The following is a 20,746-nucleotide window of genomic DNA, read 5'->3' on the forward strand; positions in this document are numbered from 1 at the left end:
TCACTATGAAAACCAAATTTATTTTATTTTTATTATTTGCCTGCTTCACTAACCTTTATGCGCAAGTTGATACCCAAAAAAGATTTCAGTCTGATTCCCGTAAATATTATGTTTGGAATACTGATTTTGAAAAATACGAATTGGTCGAAACAGAATATGAACACTCGGTGATTGATATTCGAGAAATTGGTTCGAAAACCAACGGTTACGTCATTATCAGCATGATAGACAACGGCCAAACCCGATTGCATCACGGTTCGATTTATAATTTTTCTAAAGAAGAAGAAAATGAAGGTTCTTGGATGATACAGTCCAAATTTATGAGAGCCAAACTCACCTACAATCCCAAAGACAACACCATGACGTACTTGTATGATGGTGACAGCAAACGCTACAAACGCATTATGATCTTTACAGTAGCGCCTGATGAAATTCCGAATGCAAGTCTGAAAGCCTCCATGGTTAAACTTGATTAAATTTCTTTTGGCAAACCCTTTACAGTAACTCTATGGATTGTTACCTTTGCAAAAAAACAATCCATGTCAAATATATATTTAGGATATCATTTCTCTATTGAACCAAAAGAATTAGGCTCTGAAATTTTAATTGCCGAGTTAGGAGAAAAACCTTTTGAAAGTTTTATTGAAACTGATAACGGTTTTAGCGCTTATATTCAAAAAGACCTTTGGAGCGAAGATATCTTAGAAGATATTTATTTATTAAAATCTCCCGAATTTACTATCTCCTATACTGTTGAAGAAATTGACCAAGTCAACTGGAATGAAGAATGGGAGAAAAACTTCGAACCTATTGATGTAGACGGAAAATGTCATGTTCGCGCGCCATTTCATCCCAAAACCGACGCTGAATTTGATATCGTAATCGAACCTAAAATGAGTTTCGGAACCGGTCATCATGAAACCACACACATGATGATTCAGCATTTATTAGAAACCGATGTCGAAGGCATGAAAACTTTAGACATGGGTTGTGGTACAGCCATTTTAGCCATTTTAGCCGAAATGAAAGGCGCCAAACCTATTGATGCCATCGATATTGATAATTGGTGTTATTTGAACTCTATTGAAAATGCCGATCGCAATAATTGTCATGAAATTACGGTTTATGAAGGCGATGCCGAATTATTAAAAGGCAAAAAATACGACTTAATCATTGCCAACATCAATCGCAATATTCTATTAAACGATATGCAACAATATGTAGACTGTTTGAACAAAGGCGGTATTCTCTTGTTGAGTGGATTTTATAATGAAGACATTCCCTTTATTGATGCTTCTTGCACTGAAAAAGGGCTGACCTATGTCAAAAAATTTGAACGAAACAATTGGGTTTCTTTAAAGTATGTAAATTAGCAATTGAAAATTTTACACTTTGTAAAACGAAATGAAAATGAGCACTATAGAAAAAGTACAAGAAGACGTTTTAGTCGAAGAGCAAGTTGGCACCAACAACGAAATCGTTTTGTATAATGATGATGTCAATACTTTTGACCACGTAATAGACACATTAATTCGCGTTTGCCAACACACCGCTGAGCAAGCCGAACAATGCGCTATCTTGGTTCATTACAAAGGAAAATGCACTGTAAAAACAGGGCATTATGACGAACTAAGACCTCAATGTACTCAGTTGCTAGAAGCCGGTTTAAGTGCAGAGATTATTTAAGCTTTAAACTTCCAATCAAACTCATCGTTGTCTTTGATGATGGCACCAATTTCTACACGGATAACAGTATCAAATTCGGTCTGAAGAATCAACCAATTGCTTTCGTTAAAGTGATTTTCAAAGGAATCAAAATCTTCTACAGTCCATGATTTAAAGGGCAATCCTGCTTTTATGGTTTCAATATTTTTACCGATTACTTGGTCTCCCAAAACTGTACTCTCCGGATTTGAACAAGCCATATAACCCAAACGAAAATCTTCATCTTCATAAAAAGTAAGGCTTATTTTTAGCGTATTGTAATGGTATATGATATTGCCGTCTTCGTCTTTGAATTGCTTGGAAGGTTTACCATATATGGCTTCCACATGATTTTGTTTCATGCCGAAGAGCAATTGGTCGACTCCGTTTTTAGGATTGATTGTCATGATGGCATTTGAAATTTTTGTTAACTCCACAAAGGTCGTAAGTTTTTAAGTAAGCAGAAAGATTTTTAATTATTTTTACTGATATAATTACTTACAAACCAATATTAACTTATATAAATTGGTGTGTGTAAAAATGTCTGACAAAAAGAAAAAACATGGACAACAAACTTTGGACCGCCATTGAGGAATTCAAATTTGACCATTCTCATGAAGAATACGGGTTTTCTACCCGATTAGCTTTTGAAAACAATTGGACAATATACTTTACCCAAACCGCCATTTCAGAGTACAAAAAATTCATGTATTTGGCCGCTACGTCAAATGAAATGGTTTCACCTTCTGAAATTGTGGATATTGTGTGGCATCAACATTTGATATTCACCAATTCCTATACAGAATTGTGTCAAATACTTAACAAAAAAATTGAGCATATTCCATCGACTCACAACAAAAAGGAAAAAGAAAAGTTTGTACAAGCCAAACAAAGAACCCAAGAACTCTATCAATCTTATTTTGGAGAACAACCTGCTGAGATTTGGCATTTCAATTCCCAAACAGATTCTTTTAATATAAGTAAAGCCAAAACAGACTATGTCAATTTACAAAAAGGATTTTGGATAACACTCACCATATTATCGCTTCCGATTTATTATTTGATAAGACCAATTTTGTTCAAAATCCCAAATCCTACATTTTTAAACTATTATATTCCTTTATTTACAATTATTCTGCTCTTGCTTGAAATATATGTCACCAAGGCATTTACGCAATTATTTAATAAAATTAAATCTAGTGCTGTTTTGTTAAACTTGAGCGCTTTTGAATTAGTTTTCATGCAAAAAGGAAGATTGCAATTTGTCATTCACGGTGTATTAAACAACCTGATTGGAAGCGGTAAAATTAGAATTCTAAAAAACAACCGACTACAAATCAATGATGAAGGCGCCTGTGACAATCGATATGAAAATTGCATAGTAGAAATCATGAAAGAGTATGAACCCATGCCTTATCCCCAGTTAACCAAAATAGCCCTTAAAAAGCCGGTTTTTGAGCAGTTAGAAAAATCCGGAACTGAAATTAAAGAAACCATAATCAACTCCAAAGAGTTTGCTCATTTGTCTGTAGTGGTTATGGTAATATTGGGGTTAACCTTAAGCATTGGATACGCCCGACTCATCTCAGGATATCAGGAAGACAAACCAATACTATATATTTTGATTGCTTGCATCATTTTTACTTTTCTAGTTAACTTTTATTTAGGCAGGATGAAAAACTATTTGTTCTCCCATACTATTCCAAAAATTTACAAGAATGAGATATTAAAAGAAGACGCCAAACAAAATTGGGAATGGAACTATTTTATCTTGGGCAAAGCACTTTTGCTTAGTACTTTTGTGCCATTAACAGGATATGTCAACGAGAATTCGCGAAAAGAATCAGGTTGTGGCACAAGCTGTGGCACTTCAGGTGGCAGTAGTTGCGGAAGTTCTTGCGGAAGTTCTTGCGGTGGCGGATGTGGTGGTTGTGGCGGTGGAGATTAATTACAAATGAACTTTCAATAATCAATTCTATTTTACATCCTTATTTTCTAGTAAGCCTTTTTTACTTTCAAATATTGCCAACATCTCATTGGCTTTTTCAATTTGACCGACAAATTTCAGAGACTGCGCAAATCGGGAATAAAAAGCAACTTCTAAATCAGTAGTTATACAAAACAGTTCAGTATACCATTTGGTCGCTGATTCTAAATCGGCTTAAAAATACCGCCAATCTCCTACTCTTTTAAGCATTTTTTCAGAATAATAGCCATTTTCTAGAACCTTCTCATAAAAACAACAAAATCCGTTGAAGTGAAGTTATTAAGCAAAACCTTCTGAAAATACTAGATTTTCATAAAAAAACTCGGAATGCGACTCCGAGTTAAGCTTTTTTAATTTAGTATTGTACTAATACTCAAACTTACCAAACTCACTTTCAATGGTAAGCTTTTTGTTTTCTGATGCTTCTACTCTACCAACAATTTGTGCGGCTACGCCAAAAGATTCTGAAATAGCGATGATGTCTTGGGCAATGGCTTGCGGTACGTATAATTCCATGCGATGGCCACAATTGAACACTTGGTACATTTCTTTCCAATCGGTTTTGGAGTTTTCTTGAATGAGTTTGAATAATGGTGGCACCGGGAACAAATTGTCTTTGATAACGTGAACATTATCTACAAAATGCAGTACTTTAGTTTGTGCGCCACCGGAACAATGAACCATTCCGTGGATTTCATTTGGTGAGTATTTATCTAAAATCGATTTGATAATAGGCGCATAAGTTCTGGTTGGTGATAAGACCAATTTTCCGGCATCGATTGGAGAATCTTGTACAGCATCAGTCAATTTAGTTTGGCCGGAATAAACTAATTCATTCGGAACCGCTGCATCAAAACTTTCGGGGTATTTTTCGGCTAAATATTTGGCAAAAACATCATGACGTGCCGAAGTTAAGCCATTGCTTCCCATACCGCCGTTATAACTTTTTTCATATTTGGCCTGACCAAAAGAAGCCAAACCAACAATTACATCACCGGCTTGTATGTTTGCATTATCAACTACATCGCTTCGTTTCATTCGAGCGGTAACGGTTGAATCAACGATGATAGTTCGCACCAAATCACCCACATCAGCGGTTTCGCCTCCGGTAGAATGAATCGTTACGCCAAAGGATTTCAACTCGGCAATCAATTCTTCGGTTCCGTTGATGATGGCTGAAATTACTTCGGCCGGAATTAAGTTCTTGTTTCTACCGATGGTAGAAGACAATAAAATATTATCGGTAGCACCAACACACAATAAATCGTCGATATTCATTATCAACGCATCTTGTGCAATGCCTTTCCAAACCGAAATATCTCCGGTTTCCTTCCAATACATATAGGCCAAAGAAGACTTAGTTCCGGCGCCGTCGGCATGCATAATCAGACAATAATTGTCGTCGTTGGTCAGGTAATCGGGAACGATTTTACAGAAAGCTTTTGGAAATAATCCTTTGTCGATGTTTTTGATGGCGTTGTGCACATCTTCTTTGGAAGCCGAAACTCCGCGTAGATTGTAGCGTTGACTGTTATCAGAGCTCATTTTGTATTGTTGTGTGTTGTGTCGCAAAGATAACTAAAGATTGCAGATTTAATAAGGCAGAAGACAGATTTTTGAAGTTAGTTTTCCAAAATCAAAATCTCTACTCTTCGATTTTCGTCTGCTTCGGTTTCATTGCGTTCCGGAATTTTATGAATAGGTCGGGAAACGCCAAAACCTTTGAATCTCATCCGCTTCCTATCAATCTTGTTGCGAAGTAAATAATTATAGATAGCCCGAGCCCGAGCCGTAGAGACATCGTTTTTATCGGTTTCGGTTTGGCAACAAATATGGCCTTGGATTTCTATTTTTAATTTCGGATTTTCCTCCATTGCACAAAGCAAATCATAGAGTATTGTTTCCGACTTGGGTACAATGCGCGCTGAATTATTAAAAAAATAAATATTGGGTAATTTGATGGTTTCACCTGCTTTTGAATTTTTGAGTTGTTTACTGAACTCGCTCTCGGTAATTTTGGCTTGAATTTCAGCATAAAAAATGGTCACTCTTCTATTCTCTGCTTGGATTTTGGACTGTTTAAAATCTTTCCCAAAAGCTATTTTTTCGAGGTTTATATTGAATTTCAAACCACTTTTCTCCAAAAGCTCACGGACACTTTCTATGCGTCTTTCGGCCAAGTGTTTGTTGTAATTTCTGGTGTCTATACTGTCACAAAAACCTAAGAGTTTTGTAATCTCAATGTCTTTGTTATTGGCTATCCATTCGTTAAGTGCTAAAATCGAACTTTGATTGGGAAAGTCTTTATTGAAATCGAAAAAAACCTCAAATTGCTTTTGGGTAAACCCAGAAATTGGCAGCAACAGCAACAATATGAGTCCGATTTTTTTCATCTTAATTTTCAAGAATTAAAATTTCCACACGTCGGTTTGCGGCGCGTTCTGCTTCATTTTTTTCCGGTATCGGATAAATGGGTTGTTTGCTCCCGAAACCTTTGTAAGATAATCGAGCCGGATAAATTTGGTTTGCCACCAAAAAGTTATAAATGGCTTTGGCTCTTTGCGTTGATAAATCCAAACGATCATTAGGCATACAACACAAATGACCTTGAATTTCTATTTTTAATTGGGAATTATTTTGCAGTACCAACAAGAGTTCATACAACTTTCCGCGTGATTCATTGACTACGGCAAAAGTGTTGATGATAAAATTGAGGTTTTCAATTTTTAACTTTTCGCCGGTTTTGGCTTTGTTAATTTGATTCATGAAAGCCCTATCCAGTTTGTATTCTGATTGGGTTCCGTTTGGATTCTCAAATACTAATTTTTCAGGAAAATCAATATCCGGTTTAGGTAAATCTTCTACAATCTTGACCGGTTTTAGGCCTAATATTTCCTCTTCGCGCGGAAGGTCTTTTTCTAAAATATAATAAATAGTGACTTTTCGGTTTTCGGATTTAACTAGAGACTGATTGAACTTTTCCCCAAAACTCAGCGTTTTAAAATCTTCCCTGATTTTGATTTGGTCTTTGACAATCTGAAAGACAAAATCGACTCTCTTTTGGGCCAAAGTATCATTGAATCCTGAAGTTCCGTCTTCGTCGGTAAACCCGTGAATGGCTACAATTTTATTGTTGTTGTTGGCCAGAATCCATTGATTTAGTTTATTAATTTCCTTTTTAGTCAATTCAAATTTATTGCTATCAAAGTAGAGACTTAATTGTTCTTGTGCCAATGCATTAGCGGTAATTAGCAGGATAAATACAATAATAATTTGGCGTAACATTGGTTGGGTTTTAGAATATAACGAAGTTACGGCATTTTTAATATAAAAACACCCGACAATTTTAAAAACTGTCGGGTGTCATACTAAGTAATTTTAGTGATTATCTTGTAAATAATAACTCTCTGTATTTGGTTAATGTCCAGATTTCGTCATCTACCAATAACTCTAATTTATCGCAATGCTCTCTGATTACTTCGAAGTAAGGCTTTACTTTATCGCAGTAAGCTTCGGCCATTTTTTGGGCATCGGTAAGAGCGTTAGCTTTTTTACGAGCTTCGGTCATGGCTTCTACATTCGAATTAATACCTTCGATATGCGCGGAAATTTCTTTGATTAGGAAGATTTGTTCTTTGGCAATTTTCTCGAAGTCTTTGCCAAAGATTTCTTTTAATCCACGTACGTTTTCGATTAAAGTATTTTGGTAACGAATCGCTGTAGGAATAACATGGTTACGAGCAATATCGCCCAAAACTCTGCCTTCGATTTGGATTTTTTTGGTGTATTCTTCCAATTCGATTTCGTAACGCGCTTCCACTTCAACGTGGTTCATTACGTTCAAATCTTTGAATAAATCCAAGGCTTTTTTAGACACTTTAGCTTTCAAAGCGGCCGGAGTAGTTTTATGATTGCTTAAGCCGCGTTTTTTAGCCTCTTTTTCCCAAGCATCGCTATAACCGTCGCCTTCAAAAAGGATGTTTTTGGTTTGCTTGATGTATTCTCTTAAGACGTTAAAAATAGCTTCGTCTTTCTTTAAATCTTTTTTCTCGATTAAAGCATCCACCTCTTTTTTGAATTCTTTTAATTGTTTGGCCACAATAGAATTCAAAGTCGTCATAGCATTGGCACAGTTAGCTGAAGAACCAACGGCACGGAATTCAAATTTATTTCCGGTGAAAGCAAATGGAGAAGTTCTGTTTCTATCGGTATTGTCCAACATTACATCCGGGATTTTGCCTACTACGTTTAATTTTAGGTCGGTTTTTTCTTCCGGAGATAATTTACCTTTAGAAACCCCTTCTAATTCAGCTAAAACTTTGGTCAATTGTTCTCCGATGAAAACCGAGATAATAGCGGGTGGCGCTTCATTAGCTCCCAATCTGTGATCATTACTGGCTGTAGCTATGGCAGCACGAAGTAATTCTTCATATTCTTGAACCGCTTTAATCGTGTTGATAAAGAAAGACAAGAATTGTAAATTACTCATAGGCGTTTTACTTGGAGACAATAAATTTACTCCAGTATCTGTAGCCAATGACCAGTTATTGTGCTTTCCAGAACCATTAACACCTTTAAAAGGTTTTTCGTGGAAAAGGACTTTAAAATCGTGACGTTCACCTACTTTAGACATTACATCCATTAATAGTGAATTGTGATCAACGGCTAAATTGGTTTCTTCAAAGATGGGAGCCAACTCAAATTGGTTTGGCGCTACTTCATTGTGACGTGTTTTAACCGGAATTCCCAATAACATACATTCTTCTTCCAATTCTCTCATATAATTTAAAGCACGAGACGGAATTGAACCAAAATAATGATCGTCTAATTGTTGCCCTTTCGCAGACGTATGACCTAATAAAGTTCTACCGGTCATGACTAAATCGGGACGCGAATTGGCTAATGAACTGTCAACTAAGAAATATTCTTGTTCCCAACCTAAAGTGGCGGTTACTTTTTTAACATTTTTATCGAAATATTTACATACTTCAGTGGCCGCTTCATCTACTGCATTTAAAGCGCGTAAAAGTGGAGTTTTATAATCTAAAGCTTCACCGGTGTAAGAAATGAAAACCGTAGGAATACACAAAGTCGTTCCAAAGATAAATGCCGGAGAAGTTGGATCCCAAGCGGTATATCCACGGGCTTCAAAGGTATTTCTGATTCCACCATTCGGGAAAGAAGAAGCATCAGGTTCTTGTTGAACCAATTGTCCACCACCGAATTTTTCAACCGGATCAGAACCGTCATAAGACGTTTCAAAGAAAGCATCATGCTTTTCTGCAGTTGTTCCTGTCAAAGGTTGAAACCAGTGAGTATAGTGAGTAACGCCCTTTGATAAAGCCCACTCTTTCATTCCCATAGCGATATAATCTGCTAGCTTTCTGTCAATTTTAGTTCCGTGCTGTACCGCATCTTTTACTCCTTTATAAGCATCCGAAGTTAAATATTGCTTCATTGCTTTATCATTAAACACATTTGAACCAAAAAGTGCTGATTTTTTTTCAGCTTCTTCAAATTTTACAGGCTTTCTGCCTGATGCATCTTTTAATGCTTGAAAACGTAAAGTTGACATAAAATTAGTTTTAAAAAAGTTATACCCTATTAATTTAATGCAAATATAGCAATATTTTTAATTTAAAATAAACATACCCTATTTTTTTAGGGGTCAATTTACAAAATTATTAAAAATTTGCTTTTATATTATTTTTGTTAGGCTGTAGTTAATAATTGCGCTTAGACCATTCAAACTCCTATATTTGTAGCAACTAAATAAATGCATCATGATAGTTTGGATAATTTTTCTGGCCTTAATCTTCCTATTTCTTGCCCTTGATTTGGGGGTATTTAACAAAAACCCTCACATTATCAAACCTAAAGAAGCCGGAATTTGGACCGGAATTTGGGTTTCCCTCTCATTTATTTTCAGTATTGTAGTGGGTTGGATTTACAAGAACGGACTTATTGCCAATCCAACTGACATAACACCGGCTGTAGCTTCCATGAAGTTTATTACTGGTTACCTTATTGAATTATCCTTGAGTGTGGATAATATTTTTGTCATTGCGGTGATATTCGCTTCTTTTAAAATTCCGCAAAAATACCAACATCGGGTTTTGTTTTGGGGAATTTTGGGTGCCATCGTATTCCGAGGGCTTATGATTTTCTTTGGTGTGATTTTAATTAACAAATTCAGTTGGATGACCTATTTATTTGGTGCATTCTTAATTTTTACAGCTGTTAAGATGTTATTTAAAGGTGATGAAGAAGAGTTTAATCCAAAAAAATCATTTGTTTACAGAAACTTACGAAAAATCATTCCGATTACCAGTCATGCTGATGGTGAACATTTTTTTGTAAAAAGAAGACACATAACTGCTGCAACACCTCTTTTTGTAGCCTTGATAGTAATTGAAGTAATGGATATGCTTTTTGCTTTGGATAGTGTGCCTGCAATTTTAGCCATTACGTCTGATCCATTTTTAGTCTTTAGTTCTAATATTTTTGCCATATTAGGTTTACGTTCTATGTATTTCTTTTTGGCTAATATGTTGGAAAGATTTAGTTATCTTGAATATAGTTTGATCGCTATACTGACCTTTGTTGGTATTAAAATGTTGATCATTCATTATTATAAATTCCCTGAATGGGTTTCTTTAGGTTTTATTGCGCTCTCTTTATTAGCAGGTATTGTTATCTCTATTAGAAAAAATGACTCTAATTAACTTTGAATTATTTAAATAAAAAAACCTCTTCAAAAAATGAAGAGGTTTTTTATTGACTTATTTAAAGATTATCTTTTAATTACTTTAAGAGTTCGAACTTCTTCTCCCTGAGTAACAACTACATTGTAAACTCCAGAAGGATATCTGTCGCCAATTCTTAAATCTGATGATTCTCTTGGATTTACATCATGTGTTTCGATTAGTCTTCCAACCATATCATAAACTGCAATGAGAACTTTACTATCATTAGTAGTTAACAAACTCACATTAAAGTTATCAGTATAAGGGTTTGGATAAATCTTAACGTTCATAACATCTTTAGTGGTTGTCGCACTAGAATCTTGTCTAATGGCTGTCTCAACTGTTTCGTATGACATTGTCGTACCTACAAAAACTCTACATCCGTCAAACCCTCTATTGATAGCATCAACCGCGGCATTAACTTGACTAGCCGTAACATTTCCAATGTTTTCACCTCCTAATGCTCTGTTGGCTAGTACAAATAAATTACTTACTGTAGCTCCGCCATTGGCATCAAGATAATCAATTACCGGTTGAGGTATTGTAAAGAGTTGTTCGGTGCCTAACATAGGCTCGGACGAACCACAAACCTCAGTATCTGCTGTCACAAAAGTATTTGTCAAACCAAAATCACCTATTTGAGAGTTCAATCTTGTATTAAAGAACAATGTCATAGTCTGACTTAACAAATTATTATTGATTTTGCCTCTTTGAGAACCACTTGCATTAAGTGGATCGTTATCACTCCATGTAGAAGCCACTGAATATGTTGAGTATCCAATTAAAGATCTTGGAGTTCCTCCACCAGGTAACATTCTGAATATATTGTTACTGGTTACATCGGCCAAAGTCAATTTGAAATAATTTCCTGTTGCAATACTTCCAAAGTCGAATTCGCCTTCTTCTATAGTCAATGCATTTATCATAATAGCTCTAGCATTAGTTGTGGTTCCCTCCGGAGTACATGCTGCTCCTTTTGGATTTCCATAATAACCTTGCGTATAAGTACAATAAGCACATTCATTAATGTAGAATCTCGCTGTACATGAAACTGATTGACAATTATCCGTAACAGTGAAAGTTATAATCAACGGTTCACCCGGAGCTGGCATTTGAAATTGTGACAAGTCTGTTACTGTTGCATTAGCACATCCACCTGTGTATCCAAATGAATCTCTCCATTGAATGAATAATGCTGCTGCATCATCCCCACATTCAACCACTCTATCAGCCGGACATGAAATTTCTAGCTTAGTAGCCGGAACTACTGTGAATGATTCGGTCACATCTGCTTCAGTACATAAATCATTAACTACATAAGTTACTGTAGTAGTTCCACCACTACATAATGGCGGTGCTACAGGTTGACCATAATCTCCAACCGGTGCGCATCCACCAGTTACAGTAAATTGACTTAACCAAGTTGCAAATGCTGCATCAACTGCTGCTTGATCTGCATAATCACATGAATTAATAACAGTTGAGTCTGGTGAATTCAATACAAGTGCCGGAGCTGGTGTGATTGTAAACGTTCTTGTTACTGTTGATGTCTCATAACACTTATCAGTTACAGTATAAGTTACTGTGGTTGTTCCGCCACAAGCACTCGGTGCGCTTACTTGTCCATAGCTTCCGCTTGGAGCACAGCCACCACTTACTGTAAAGCCTCCTAACCAACTTGCAAACGCTGCATTTACTGCCGCTTGGTCTGCATAGGCACAAGCACTTGTTGAGCTTGCTGTTGGTGCATTTACTTGTACAGCCGGAGCTGGTGTGATTGTAAACGTTCTTGTTACTGTTGATGTCTCATAACACTTATCAGTTACAGTATAAGTTACTGTGGTTGTTCCGCCACAAGCACTCGGTGCGCTTACTTGTCCATAGCTTCCGCTTGGAGCACAGCCACCACTTACTGTAAATCCACCTAACCAACTTGCAAACGCTGCATTTACTGCCGCTTGGTCTGCATAAGCACAAGCACTTGTTGAGCTTGCTGTTGGTGCATTTACTTGTACAGCCGGAGCTGGTGTGATTGTAAACGTTCTTGTTACTGTTGATGTCTCATAACACTTATCAGTTACAGTATAAGTTACTGTGGTTGTTCCGCCACAAGCACTCGGTGCGCTTACTTGTCCATAGCTTCCGCTTGGAGCACAGCCACCACTTACTGTAAATCCACCTAACCAACTTGCAAACGCTGCATTTACTGCCGCTTGGTCTGCATAAGCACAAGCACTTGTTGAGCTTGCTGTTGGTGCATTTACTTGTACAGCCGGAGCTGGTGTGATTGTAAACGTTCTTGTTACTGTTGATGTCTCATAACACTTATCAGTTACAGTATAAGTTACTGTAGTTGTTCCGCCACAAGCACTCGGTGCGCTTACTTGTCCATAGCTTCCGCTTGGAGCACAGCCACCACTTACTGTAAAGCCTCCTAACCAACTTGCAAATGCTGCATTTACTGCCGCTTGGTCTGCATAGGCACAAGCACTTGTTGAGCTTGCTGTTGGTGCATTTACTTGTACAGCCGGAGCTGGTGTGATTGTAAACGTTCTTGTTACTGTTGATGTCTCATAACACTTATCAGTTACAGTATAAGTTACTGTGGTTGTTCCGCCACAAGCACTCGGTGCGCTTACTTGTCCATAGCTTCCGCTTGGAGCACAGCCACCACTTACTGTAAATCCACCTAACCAACTTGCAAACGCTGCATTTACTGCCGCTTGGTCTGCATAAGCACAAGCACTTGTTGAGCTTGCTGTTGGTGCATTTACTTGTACAGCCGGAGCTGGTGTGATTGTAAACGTTCTTGTTACTGTTGATGTCTCATAACACTTATCAGTTACAGTATAAGTTACTGTGGTTGTTCCGCCACAAGCACTCGGTGCGCTTACTTGTCCATAGCTTCCGCTTGGAGCACAGCCACCACTTACTGTAAATCCACCTAACCAACTTGCAAACGCTGCATTTACTGCCGCTTGGTCTGCATAAGCACAAGCACTTGTTGAGCTTGCTGTTGGTGCATTTACTTGTACAGCCGGAGCTGGTGTGATTGTAAACGTTCTTGTTACTGTTGATGTCTCATAACACTTATCAGTTACAGTATAAGTTACTGTGGTTGTTCCGCCACAAGCACTCGGTGCGCTTACTTGTCCATAGCTTCCGCTTGGAGCACAGCCACCACTTACTGTAAAGCCTCCTAACCAACTTGCAAATGCTGCATTTACTGCCGCTTGGTCTGCATAGGCACAAGCACTTGTTGAGCTTGCTGTTGGTGCATTTACTTGTACAGCCGGAGCTGGTGTGATTGTAAACGTTCTTGTTACTGTTGATGTCTCATAACACTTATCAGTTACAGTATAAGTTACTGTGGTTGTTCCGCCACAAGCACTCGGTGCGCTTACTTGTCCATAGCTTCCGCTTGGAGCACAGCCACCACTTACTGTAAATCCACCTAACCAACTTGCAAACGCTGCATTTACTGCCGCTTGGTCTGCATAGGCACAAGCACTTGTTGAGCTTGCTGTTGGTGCATTTACTTGTACAGCCGGAGCTGGTGTGATTGTAAACGTTCTTGTTACTGTTGATGTCTCATAACACTTATCAGTTACAGTATAAGTTACTGTGGTTGTTCCGCCACAAGCACTCGGTGCGCTTACTTGTCCATAGCTTCCGCTTGGAGCACAGCCACCACTTACTGTAAATCCACCTAACCAACTTGCAAACGCTGCATTTACTGCCGCTTGGTCTGCATAAGCACAAGCACTTGTTGAGCTTGCTGTTGGTGCATTTACTTGTACAGCCGGAGCTGGTGTGATTGTAAACGTTCTTGTTACTGTTGATGTCTCATAACACTTATCAGTTACAGTATAAGTTACTGTGGTTGTTCCGCCACAAGCACTCGGTGCGCTTACTTGTCCATAGCTTCCGCTTGGAGCACAGCCACCACTTACTGTAAATCCACCTAACCAACTTGCAAACGCTGCATTTACTGCCGCTTGGTCTGCATAAGCACAAGCACTTGTTGAGCTTGCTGTTGGTGCATTTACTTGTACAGCCGGAGCTGGTGTGATTGTAAACGTTCTTGTTACTGTTGATGTCTCATAACACTTATCAGTTACAGTATAAGTTACTGTAGTTGTTCCGCCACAAGCACTCGGTGCGCTTACTTGTCCATAGCTTCCGCTTGGAGCACAGCCACCACTTACTGTAAATCCACCTAACCAACTTGCAAACGCTGCATTTACTGCCGCTTGGTCTGCATAGGCACAAGCACTTGTTGAGCTTGCTGTTGGTGCATTTACTTGTACAGCCGGAGCTGGTGTGATTGTAAACGTTCTTGTTACTGTTGATGTCTCATAACACTTATCAGTTACAGTATAAGTTACTGTAGTTGTTCCGCCACAAGCACTCGGTGCGCTTACTTGTCCATAGCTTCCGCTTGGAGCACAGCCACCACTTACTGTAAATCCACCTAACCAACTTGCAAACGCTGCATTTACTGCCGCTTGGTCTGCATAGGCACAAGCACTTGTTGAGCTTGCTGTTGGTGCATTTACTTGTACAGCCGGAGCTGGTGTGATTGTAAACGTTCTTGTTACTGTTGATGTCTCATAACACTTATCAGTTACAGTATAAGTTACTGTAGTTGTTCCGCCACAAGCACTCGGTGCGCTTACTTGTCCATAGCTTCCGCTTGGAGCACAGCCACCACTTACTGTAAAGCCTCCTAACCAACTTGCAAACGCTGCATTTACTGCCGCTTGGTCTGCATAGGCACAAGCACTTGTTGAGCTTGCTGTTGGTGCATTTACTTGTACAGCCGGAGCTGGTGTGATTGTAAACGTTCTTGTTACTGTTGATGTCTCATAACACTTATCAGTTACAGTATAAGTTACTGTAGTTGTTCCGCCACAAGCACTCGGTGCGCTTACTTGTCCATAGCTTCCGCTTGGAGCACAGCCACCACTTACTGTAAATCCACCTAACCAACTTGCAAACGCTGCATTTACTGCCGCTTGGTCTGCATAGGCACAAGCACTTGTTGAGCTTGCTGTTGGTGCATTTACTTGTACAGCCGGAGCTGGTGTGATTGTAAACGTTCTTGTTACTGTTGATGTCTCATAACACTTATCAGTTACAGTATAAGTTACTGTAGTTGTTCCGCCACAAGCACTCGGTGCGCTTACTTGTCCATAGCTTCCGCTTGGAGCACAGCCACCACTTACTGTAAAGCCTCCTAACCAACTTGCAAACGCTGCATTTACTGCCGCTTGGTCTGCATAAGCACAAGCACTTGTTGAGCTTGCTGTTGGTGCATTTACTTGTACAGCCGGAGCTGGTGTGATTGTAAACGTTCTTGTTACTGTTGATGTCTCATAACACTTATCAGTTACAGTATAAGTTACTGTGGTTGTTCCGCCACAAGCACTCGGTGCGCTTACTTGTCCATAGCTTCCGCTTGGAGCACAGCCACCACTTACTGTAAAGCCTCCTAACCAACTTGCAAACGCTGCATTTACTGCCGCTTGGTCTGCATAGGCACAAGCACTTGTTGAGCTTGCTGTTGGTGCATTTACTTGTACAGCCGGAGCTGGTGTGATTGTAAACGTTCTTGTTACTGTTGATGTCTCATAACACTTATCAGTTACAGTATAAGTTACTGTAGTTGTTCCGCCACAAGCACTCGGTGCGCTTACTTGTCCATAGCTTCCGCTTGGAGCACAGCCACCACTTACTGTAAAGCCTCCTAACCAACTTGCAAACGCTGCATTTACTGCCGCTTGGTCTGCATAGGCACAAGCACTTGTTGAGCTTGCTGTTGGTGCATTTACTTGTACAGCCGGAGCTGGTGTGATTGTAAACGTTCTTGTTACTGTTGATGTCTCATAACACTTATCAGTTACAGTATAAGTTACTGTGGTTGTTCCGCCACAAGCACTCGGTGCGCTTACTTGTCCATAGCTTCCGCTTGGAGCACAGCCACCACTTACTGTAAATCCACCTAACCAACTTGCAAACGCTGCATTTACTGCCGCTTGGTCTGCATAGGCACAAGCACTTGTTGAGCTTGCTGTTGGTGCATTTACTTGTACAGCCGGAGCTGGTGTGATTGTAAACGTTCTTGTTACTGTTGATGTCTCATAACACTTATCAGTTACAGTATAAGTTACTGTGGTTGTTCCGCCACAAGCACTCGGTGCGCTTACTTGTCCATAGCTTCCGCTTGGAGCACAGCCACCACTTACTGTAAATCCACCTAACCAACTTGCAAACGCTGCATTTACTGCCGCTTGGTCTGCATAAGCACAAGCACTTGTTGAGCTTGCTGTTGGTGCATTTACTTGTACAGCCGGAGCTGGTGTGATTGTAAACGTTCTTGTTACTGTTGATGTCTCATAACACTTATCAGTTACAGTATAAGTTACTGTGGTTGTTCCGCCACAAGCACTCGGTGCGCTTACTTGTCCATAGCTTCCGCTTGGAGCACAGCCACCACTTACTGTAAATCCACCTAACCAACTTGCAAACGCTGCATTTACTGCCGCTTGGTCTGCATAAGCACAAGCACTTGTTGAGCTTGCTGTTGGTGCATTTACTTGTACAGCCGGAGCTGGTGTGATTGTAAACGTTCTTGTTACTGTTGATGTCTCATAACACTTATCAGTTACAGTATAAGTTACTGTAGTTGTTCCGCCACAAGCACTCGGTGCGCTTACTTGTCCATAGCTTCCGCTTGGAGCACAGCCACCACTTACTGTAAATCCACCTAACCAACTTGCAAACGCTGCATTTACTGCCGCTTGGTCTGCATAGGCACAAGCACTTGTTGAGCTTGCTGTTGGTGCATTTACTTGTACAGCCGGAGCTGGTGTGATTGTAAACGTTCTTGTTACTGTTGATGTCTCATAACACTTATCAGTTACAGTATAAGTTACTGTAGTTGTTCCGCCACAAGCACTCGGTGCGCTTACTTGTCCATAGCTTCCGCTTGGAGCACAGCCACCACTTACTGTAAATCCACCTAACCAACTTGCAAACGCTGCATTTACTGCCGCTTGGTCTGCATAGGCACAAGCACTTGTTGAGCTTGCTGTTGGTGCATTTACTTGTACAGCCGGAGCTGGTGTGATTGTAAACGTTCTTGTTACTGTTGATGTCTCATAACACTTATCAGTTACAGTATAAGTTACTGTAGTTGTTCCGCCACAAGCACTCGGTGCGCTTACTTGTCCATAGCTTCCGCTTGGAGCACAGCCACCACTTACTGTAAAGCCTCCTAACCAACTTGCAAACGCTGCATTTACTGCCGCTTGGTCTGCATAGGCACAAGCACTTGTTGAGCTTGCTGTTGGTGCATTTACTTGTACAGCCGGAGCTGGTGTGATTGTAAACGTTCTTGTTACTGTTGATGTCTCATAACACTTATCAGTTACAGTATAAGTTACTGTAGTTGTTCCGCCACAAGCACTCGGTGCGCTTACTTGTCCATAGCTTCCGCTTGGAGCACAGCCACCACTTACTGTAAATCCACCTAACCAACTTGCAAACGCTGCATTTACTGCCGCTTGGTCTGCATAGGCACAAGCACTTGTTGAGCTTGCTGTTGGTGCATTTACTTGTACAGCCGGAGCTGGTGTGATTGTAAACGTTCTTGTTACTGTTGATGTCTCATAACACTTATCAGTTACAGTATAAGTTACTGTAGTTGTTCCGCCACAAGCACTCGGTGCGCTTACTTGTCCATAGCTTCCGCTTGGAGCACAGCCACCACTTACTGTAAAGCCTCCTAACCAACTTGCAAACGCTGCATTTACTGCCGCTTGGTCTGCATAAGCACAAGCACTTGTTGAGCTTGCTGTTGGTGCATTTACTTGTACAGCCGGAGCTGGTGTGATTGTAAACGTTCTTGTTACTGTTGATGTCTCATAACACTTATCAGTTACAGTATAAGTTACTGTGGTTGTTCCGCCACAAGCACTCGGTGCGCTTACTTGTCCATAGCTTCCGCTTGGAGCACAGCCACCACTTACTGTAAAGCCTCCTAACCAACTTGCAAACGCTGCATTTACTGCCGCTTGGTCTGCATAGGCACAAGCACTTGTTGAGCTGCTATCAGGAGATGTAACAGTAACCGCTGGTGCAGCTGTAATAGTGAAAGTAGCAGAGCATGAAGCTTGCTTTCCACAATCATCTGAGGCACTAAAATTAACCGTTACACTTCCCCCTGCACACAAATTTGGAGCAGAAAGATTTTGTAAACCCGAAGTAACTAAAGTACCATTTCCGCCAGAAGCTGTGAATCCTGCTAACCAGTTGTTGAATGCAGTAACTACTGCTGCTTGGTCTGCATAAGCACAAGCACTTGTTGAGCTGTTTTGCGGACAATTGATAACAATTGGAATTACAGGAATTACAGTAACTGTTACAGGTTTAATGTCTGCACAATTTGCTGAAGTAGTTACTTTAATATAATATGTTCCTGATGCTGATATAGCACTAGGGTTATTTAATGGTATAGTTGCTTCCGCATTTGTCCAATAAGACAAAGTTCCTCCTTGAAGATCACTACCTGATGTTACAGCAGGCAATGTTAAATCAACAGTTAGTGGAGCACAAACAGGTGCCGGATTATTAGTCACTAATGTTGGGTTAGGATTAACCGTTAAAGTTCCAGAACCCGAACCTGAACAAGTTCCATTTGATACTGACACAGAATAGCTACCAGCCACGGTTGCATTAAAACTTGCAACGTTACCCGGATTATTGGCTCCTAAAGGAACAGTCCATGTATAAGTGTAGGTTCCTGATGGGCTTGGTGTTGCGGTAATGGTTACCGCAGGATCATTAGCACATTTTGAAGGTGAATTTACCGTAACTGTTGGAGAGTCTATGATTGTTACCAAAGTTGGCCTTCCAATCTCAATTTGACATTCTGACAAAGTATTGGTTGCAATAACATAATAACTTCCCGCGGGTAAGTTAGACCATGTTATAGTTCCACCATTGCCTAATTGGGCAACCTGAACATTAGCATCATTTGAATTATTAACTAACTGGTAACTTACCAAAGTTTCAGAACTTGCCATTGTAATTGTTCCGCTATTCGGAACTGAACTACAGAACGAACTACCAACTAATGTTTTTGGTTCTGGGACTGAGCCAAATCTACCTCTCGCTAAGTCTTCTAATGAAGCTGTAAGCGATTGTGACTGTCTTGTTTCTGCTAAGAAAGTACCTAAACAAACACTCAAATTAAAGTTTATACTACTTAAATCAATAAATCCCTCAAAGAAAGAGGAATCAGGATAGGTTCCTGGATCGCCAAATTTAGGCACATAATTCCATGATGGCGGTGAGTTTACCGTTCCCACATTTACCCTTGCATCCAAACCAGATGTTGGTAATGGGATTGGTGTTGGATCTAAAGCACCATTGGTCCATCTGTAGGCATTAATATCTGCTACTGCACCACCGTTAACGAAGTGACTAATCATCAAGATATCCCCTTCAACATGCTGTCCGCTAAAGCCACCACTAGTGACTCCTAACTTTCCGACACTGTCTTGTAAAATCCAAAATCCTATAGCTGAGTCACCATTATTGGCTCTTCTATCAGCAAAGAAATACAATTTGGATCCGTCAAAATAATAACCCACATTGGCCATGTTGTTTTTGTCATTGGCTCCGTTGGTAGTCCAAGCCCATTGATTAATCGGTTGGATATCTTTGGAACCTAAAGTCCAAATGTCATCCGTACTGTCAATCGGGTCGGTAATTCTGGCTTTTATCCCTCCGGGAGAAGCCAATAATGTTCCCCAATCACTCGGGTTACCGTCTAGGGTAATCTGAGCAGTTGAAATGTTAGAAAATAAAAAAAGTATAAGCAACATCAAAATGCTGATCATACCTTTGTTTTTAGTAGTACTCTTTGTTGCCGAGTAACTACTATCTAAAGCATTGGCTTTAGAAAAATCTAACTTAAAACCATTTTCCCCTCGACTAACGACACAGTCTTCGCTACAGGGGAATTCCAAAAACTTTAAAAAAGTAGTGTTTTTCATAATGTTAAGTATTTTTTTAATACCACATCATGAATAGATTAAAGTTTAAACTTTCTTTGGAAGAAAAATTAAAGATCAAAAAATAATCATTAATTCCTCGAGAAAAAAATCAGTGTAGATTTCAATTGGGACTATAAAATTAGACAGAATTGTAAATAAATGTTAAAAAAGGTGTAAGTTTTCTACGAACATTTGCTTTTAATCGACCAAATGCACAAATGAGTGCAAAAATTGAAATCGATTTA

11 protein-coding genes are annotated in these 20,746 nt (G+C 39.5%); 5 read left to right on the forward strand and 6 right to left on the reverse strand.

Features of this window, described 5'->3' with window-relative positions; translation table 11 throughout:
- Positions 1–5: 5 nt before the first annotated feature.
- The 3 genes from P7V56_RS12355 to P7V56_RS12365 all read left to right on the forward strand — a co-directional run bounded on the left by P7V56_RS12355 (position 6) and on the right by P7V56_RS12365 (position 1,686).
- The gene (locus P7V56_RS12355) at positions 6–476 is read left to right on the forward strand and encodes a hypothetical protein (RefSeq protein WP_171222975.1); all 471 of its coding nucleotides are present in this window, start codon (positions 6–8) and stop codon (positions 474–476) included.
- Between the two features lie 63 nt (positions 477–539).
- Positions 540–1,373: a 50S ribosomal protein L11 methyltransferase gene (gene prmA, locus P7V56_RS12360; RefSeq protein ID WP_171222976.1), complete on the forward strand. Its 834-nt coding sequence runs from the start codon at positions 540–542 to the stop codon at positions 1,371–1,373.
- A 37-nt stretch (positions 1,374–1,410) separates the two neighbouring features.
- Positions 1,411–1,686 (forward strand): ATP-dependent Clp protease adaptor ClpS, encoded by a 276-nt coding sequence (locus tag P7V56_RS12365; RefSeq protein WP_171222977.1) that lies wholly within the window; start codon positions 1,411–1,413, stop codon positions 1,684–1,686.
- Here P7V56_RS12365 and P7V56_RS12370 read toward each other — a convergent pair.
- Positions 1,683–2,111 (reverse strand): hypothetical protein, encoded by a 429-nt coding sequence (locus P7V56_RS12370; RefSeq protein WP_171222991.1) that lies wholly within the window; start codon positions 2,109–2,111, stop codon positions 1,683–1,685. The two genes, P7V56_RS12365 and P7V56_RS12370, sit on opposite strands and share 4 nt — an antisense overlap.
- Before the next feature lie 155 nt (positions 2,112–2,266).
- On the opposite strand from P7V56_RS12370, the gene P7V56_RS12375 reads away from it, so the two are divergent.
- Positions 2,267–3,652: a hypothetical protein gene (locus P7V56_RS12375; protein WP_171222978.1), complete on the forward strand. Its 1,386-nt coding sequence runs from the start codon at positions 2,267–2,269 to the stop codon at positions 3,650–3,652.
- A 405-nt stretch (positions 3,653–4,057) separates the two neighbouring features.
- Here the strand turns inward: P7V56_RS12375 and P7V56_RS12380 are convergent, their stop codons facing one another.
- From P7V56_RS12380 to P7V56_RS12395, 4 genes are all read right to left on the reverse strand, one after another.
- Positions 4,058–5,236, reverse strand: a complete 1,179-nt coding sequence (locus P7V56_RS12380; protein WP_171222979.1) for an AIR synthase related protein — start codon at positions 5,234–5,236, stop codon at positions 4,058–4,060.
- 77 nt (positions 5,237–5,313) lie between these two features.
- Positions 5,314–6,084 (reverse strand): OmpA family protein, encoded by a 771-nt coding sequence (locus P7V56_RS12385; protein ID WP_171222980.1) that lies wholly within the window; start codon positions 6,082–6,084, stop codon positions 5,314–5,316.
- A 1-nt stretch (position 6,085) separates the two neighbouring features.
- The gene (locus P7V56_RS12390) at positions 6,086–6,976 is read right to left on the reverse strand and encodes an OmpA family protein (protein ID WP_171222981.1); all 891 of its coding nucleotides are present in this window, start codon (positions 6,974–6,976) and stop codon (positions 6,086–6,088) included.
- Positions 6,977–7,076: 100 nt separating this feature from the next.
- Positions 7,077–9,266, reverse strand: coding sequence for a glutamine synthetase III family protein (locus tag P7V56_RS12395; RefSeq protein WP_171222982.1), 2,190 nt, complete (start codon positions 9,264–9,266; stop codon positions 7,077–7,079).
- 208 nt (positions 9,267–9,474) lie between these two features.
- On the opposite strand from P7V56_RS12395, the gene P7V56_RS12400 reads away from it, so the two are divergent.
- A complete protein-coding gene (locus tag P7V56_RS12400) occupies positions 9,475–10,416 on the forward strand; it encodes a TerC family protein (protein ID WP_171222983.1) in 942 nt (313 codons plus the stop codon).
- Positions 10,417–10,484: 68 nt separating this feature from the next.
- On the opposite strand, the gene P7V56_RS12405 is transcribed toward P7V56_RS12400, so the two are convergent.
- Positions 10,485–20,501 (reverse strand): T9SS type A sorting domain-containing protein, encoded by a 10,017-nt coding sequence (locus P7V56_RS12405; protein WP_304986227.1) that lies wholly within the window; start codon positions 20,499–20,501, stop codon positions 10,485–10,487.
- Between the last annotated feature and the right edge of the window lie 245 nt (positions 20,502–20,746).

Source organism: Flavobacterium sp. IMCC34852 (genome assembly GCF_030643905.1).
Classification (GTDB): Bacteria; Bacteroidota; Bacteroidia; order Flavobacteriales; family Flavobacteriaceae; genus Flavobacterium; species Flavobacterium rivulicola.

Coding starts and splice junctions, on each gene's coding strand:
- P7V56_RS12365 (WP_171222977.1), top strand. CDS start 1,411: ATGAGCACTATAGAAAAAGTACAAGAAGACGTTTTAGTCGAAGAGCAA.
- P7V56_RS12385 (WP_171222980.1), bottom strand. CDS start 6,084: ATGAAAAAAATCGGACTCATATTGTTGCTGTTGCTGCCAATTTCTGGG.
- P7V56_RS12405 (WP_304986227.1), bottom strand. CDS start 20,501: ATGAAAAACACTACTTTTTTAAAGTTTTTGGAATTCCCCTGTAGCGAA.
- P7V56_RS12400 (WP_171222983.1), top strand. CDS start 9,475: ATGATAGTTTGGATAATTTTTCTGGCCTTAATCTTCCTATTTCTTGCC.
- P7V56_RS12375 (WP_171222978.1), top strand. CDS start 2,267: ATGGACAACAAACTTTGGACCGCCATTGAGGAATTCAAATTTGACCAT.
- P7V56_RS12370 (WP_171222991.1), bottom strand. CDS start 2,111: ATGACAATCAATCCTAAAAACGGAGTCGACCAATTGCTCTTCGGCATG.
- P7V56_RS12355 (WP_171222975.1), top strand. CDS start 6: ATGAAAACCAAATTTATTTTATTTTTATTATTTGCCTGCTTCACTAAC.
- prmA (WP_171222976.1), top strand. CDS start 540: ATGTCAAATATATATTTAGGATATCATTTCTCTATTGAACCAAAAGAA.
- P7V56_RS12390 (WP_171222981.1), bottom strand. CDS start 6,976: ATGTTACGCCAAATTATTATTGTATTTATCCTGCTAATTACCGCTAAT.
- P7V56_RS12395 (WP_171222982.1), bottom strand. CDS start 9,266: ATGTCAACTTTACGTTTTCAAGCATTAAAAGATGCATCAGGCAGAAAG.
- P7V56_RS12380 (WP_171222979.1), bottom strand. CDS start 5,236: ATGAGCTCTGATAACAGTCAACGCTACAATCTACGCGGAGTTTCGGCT.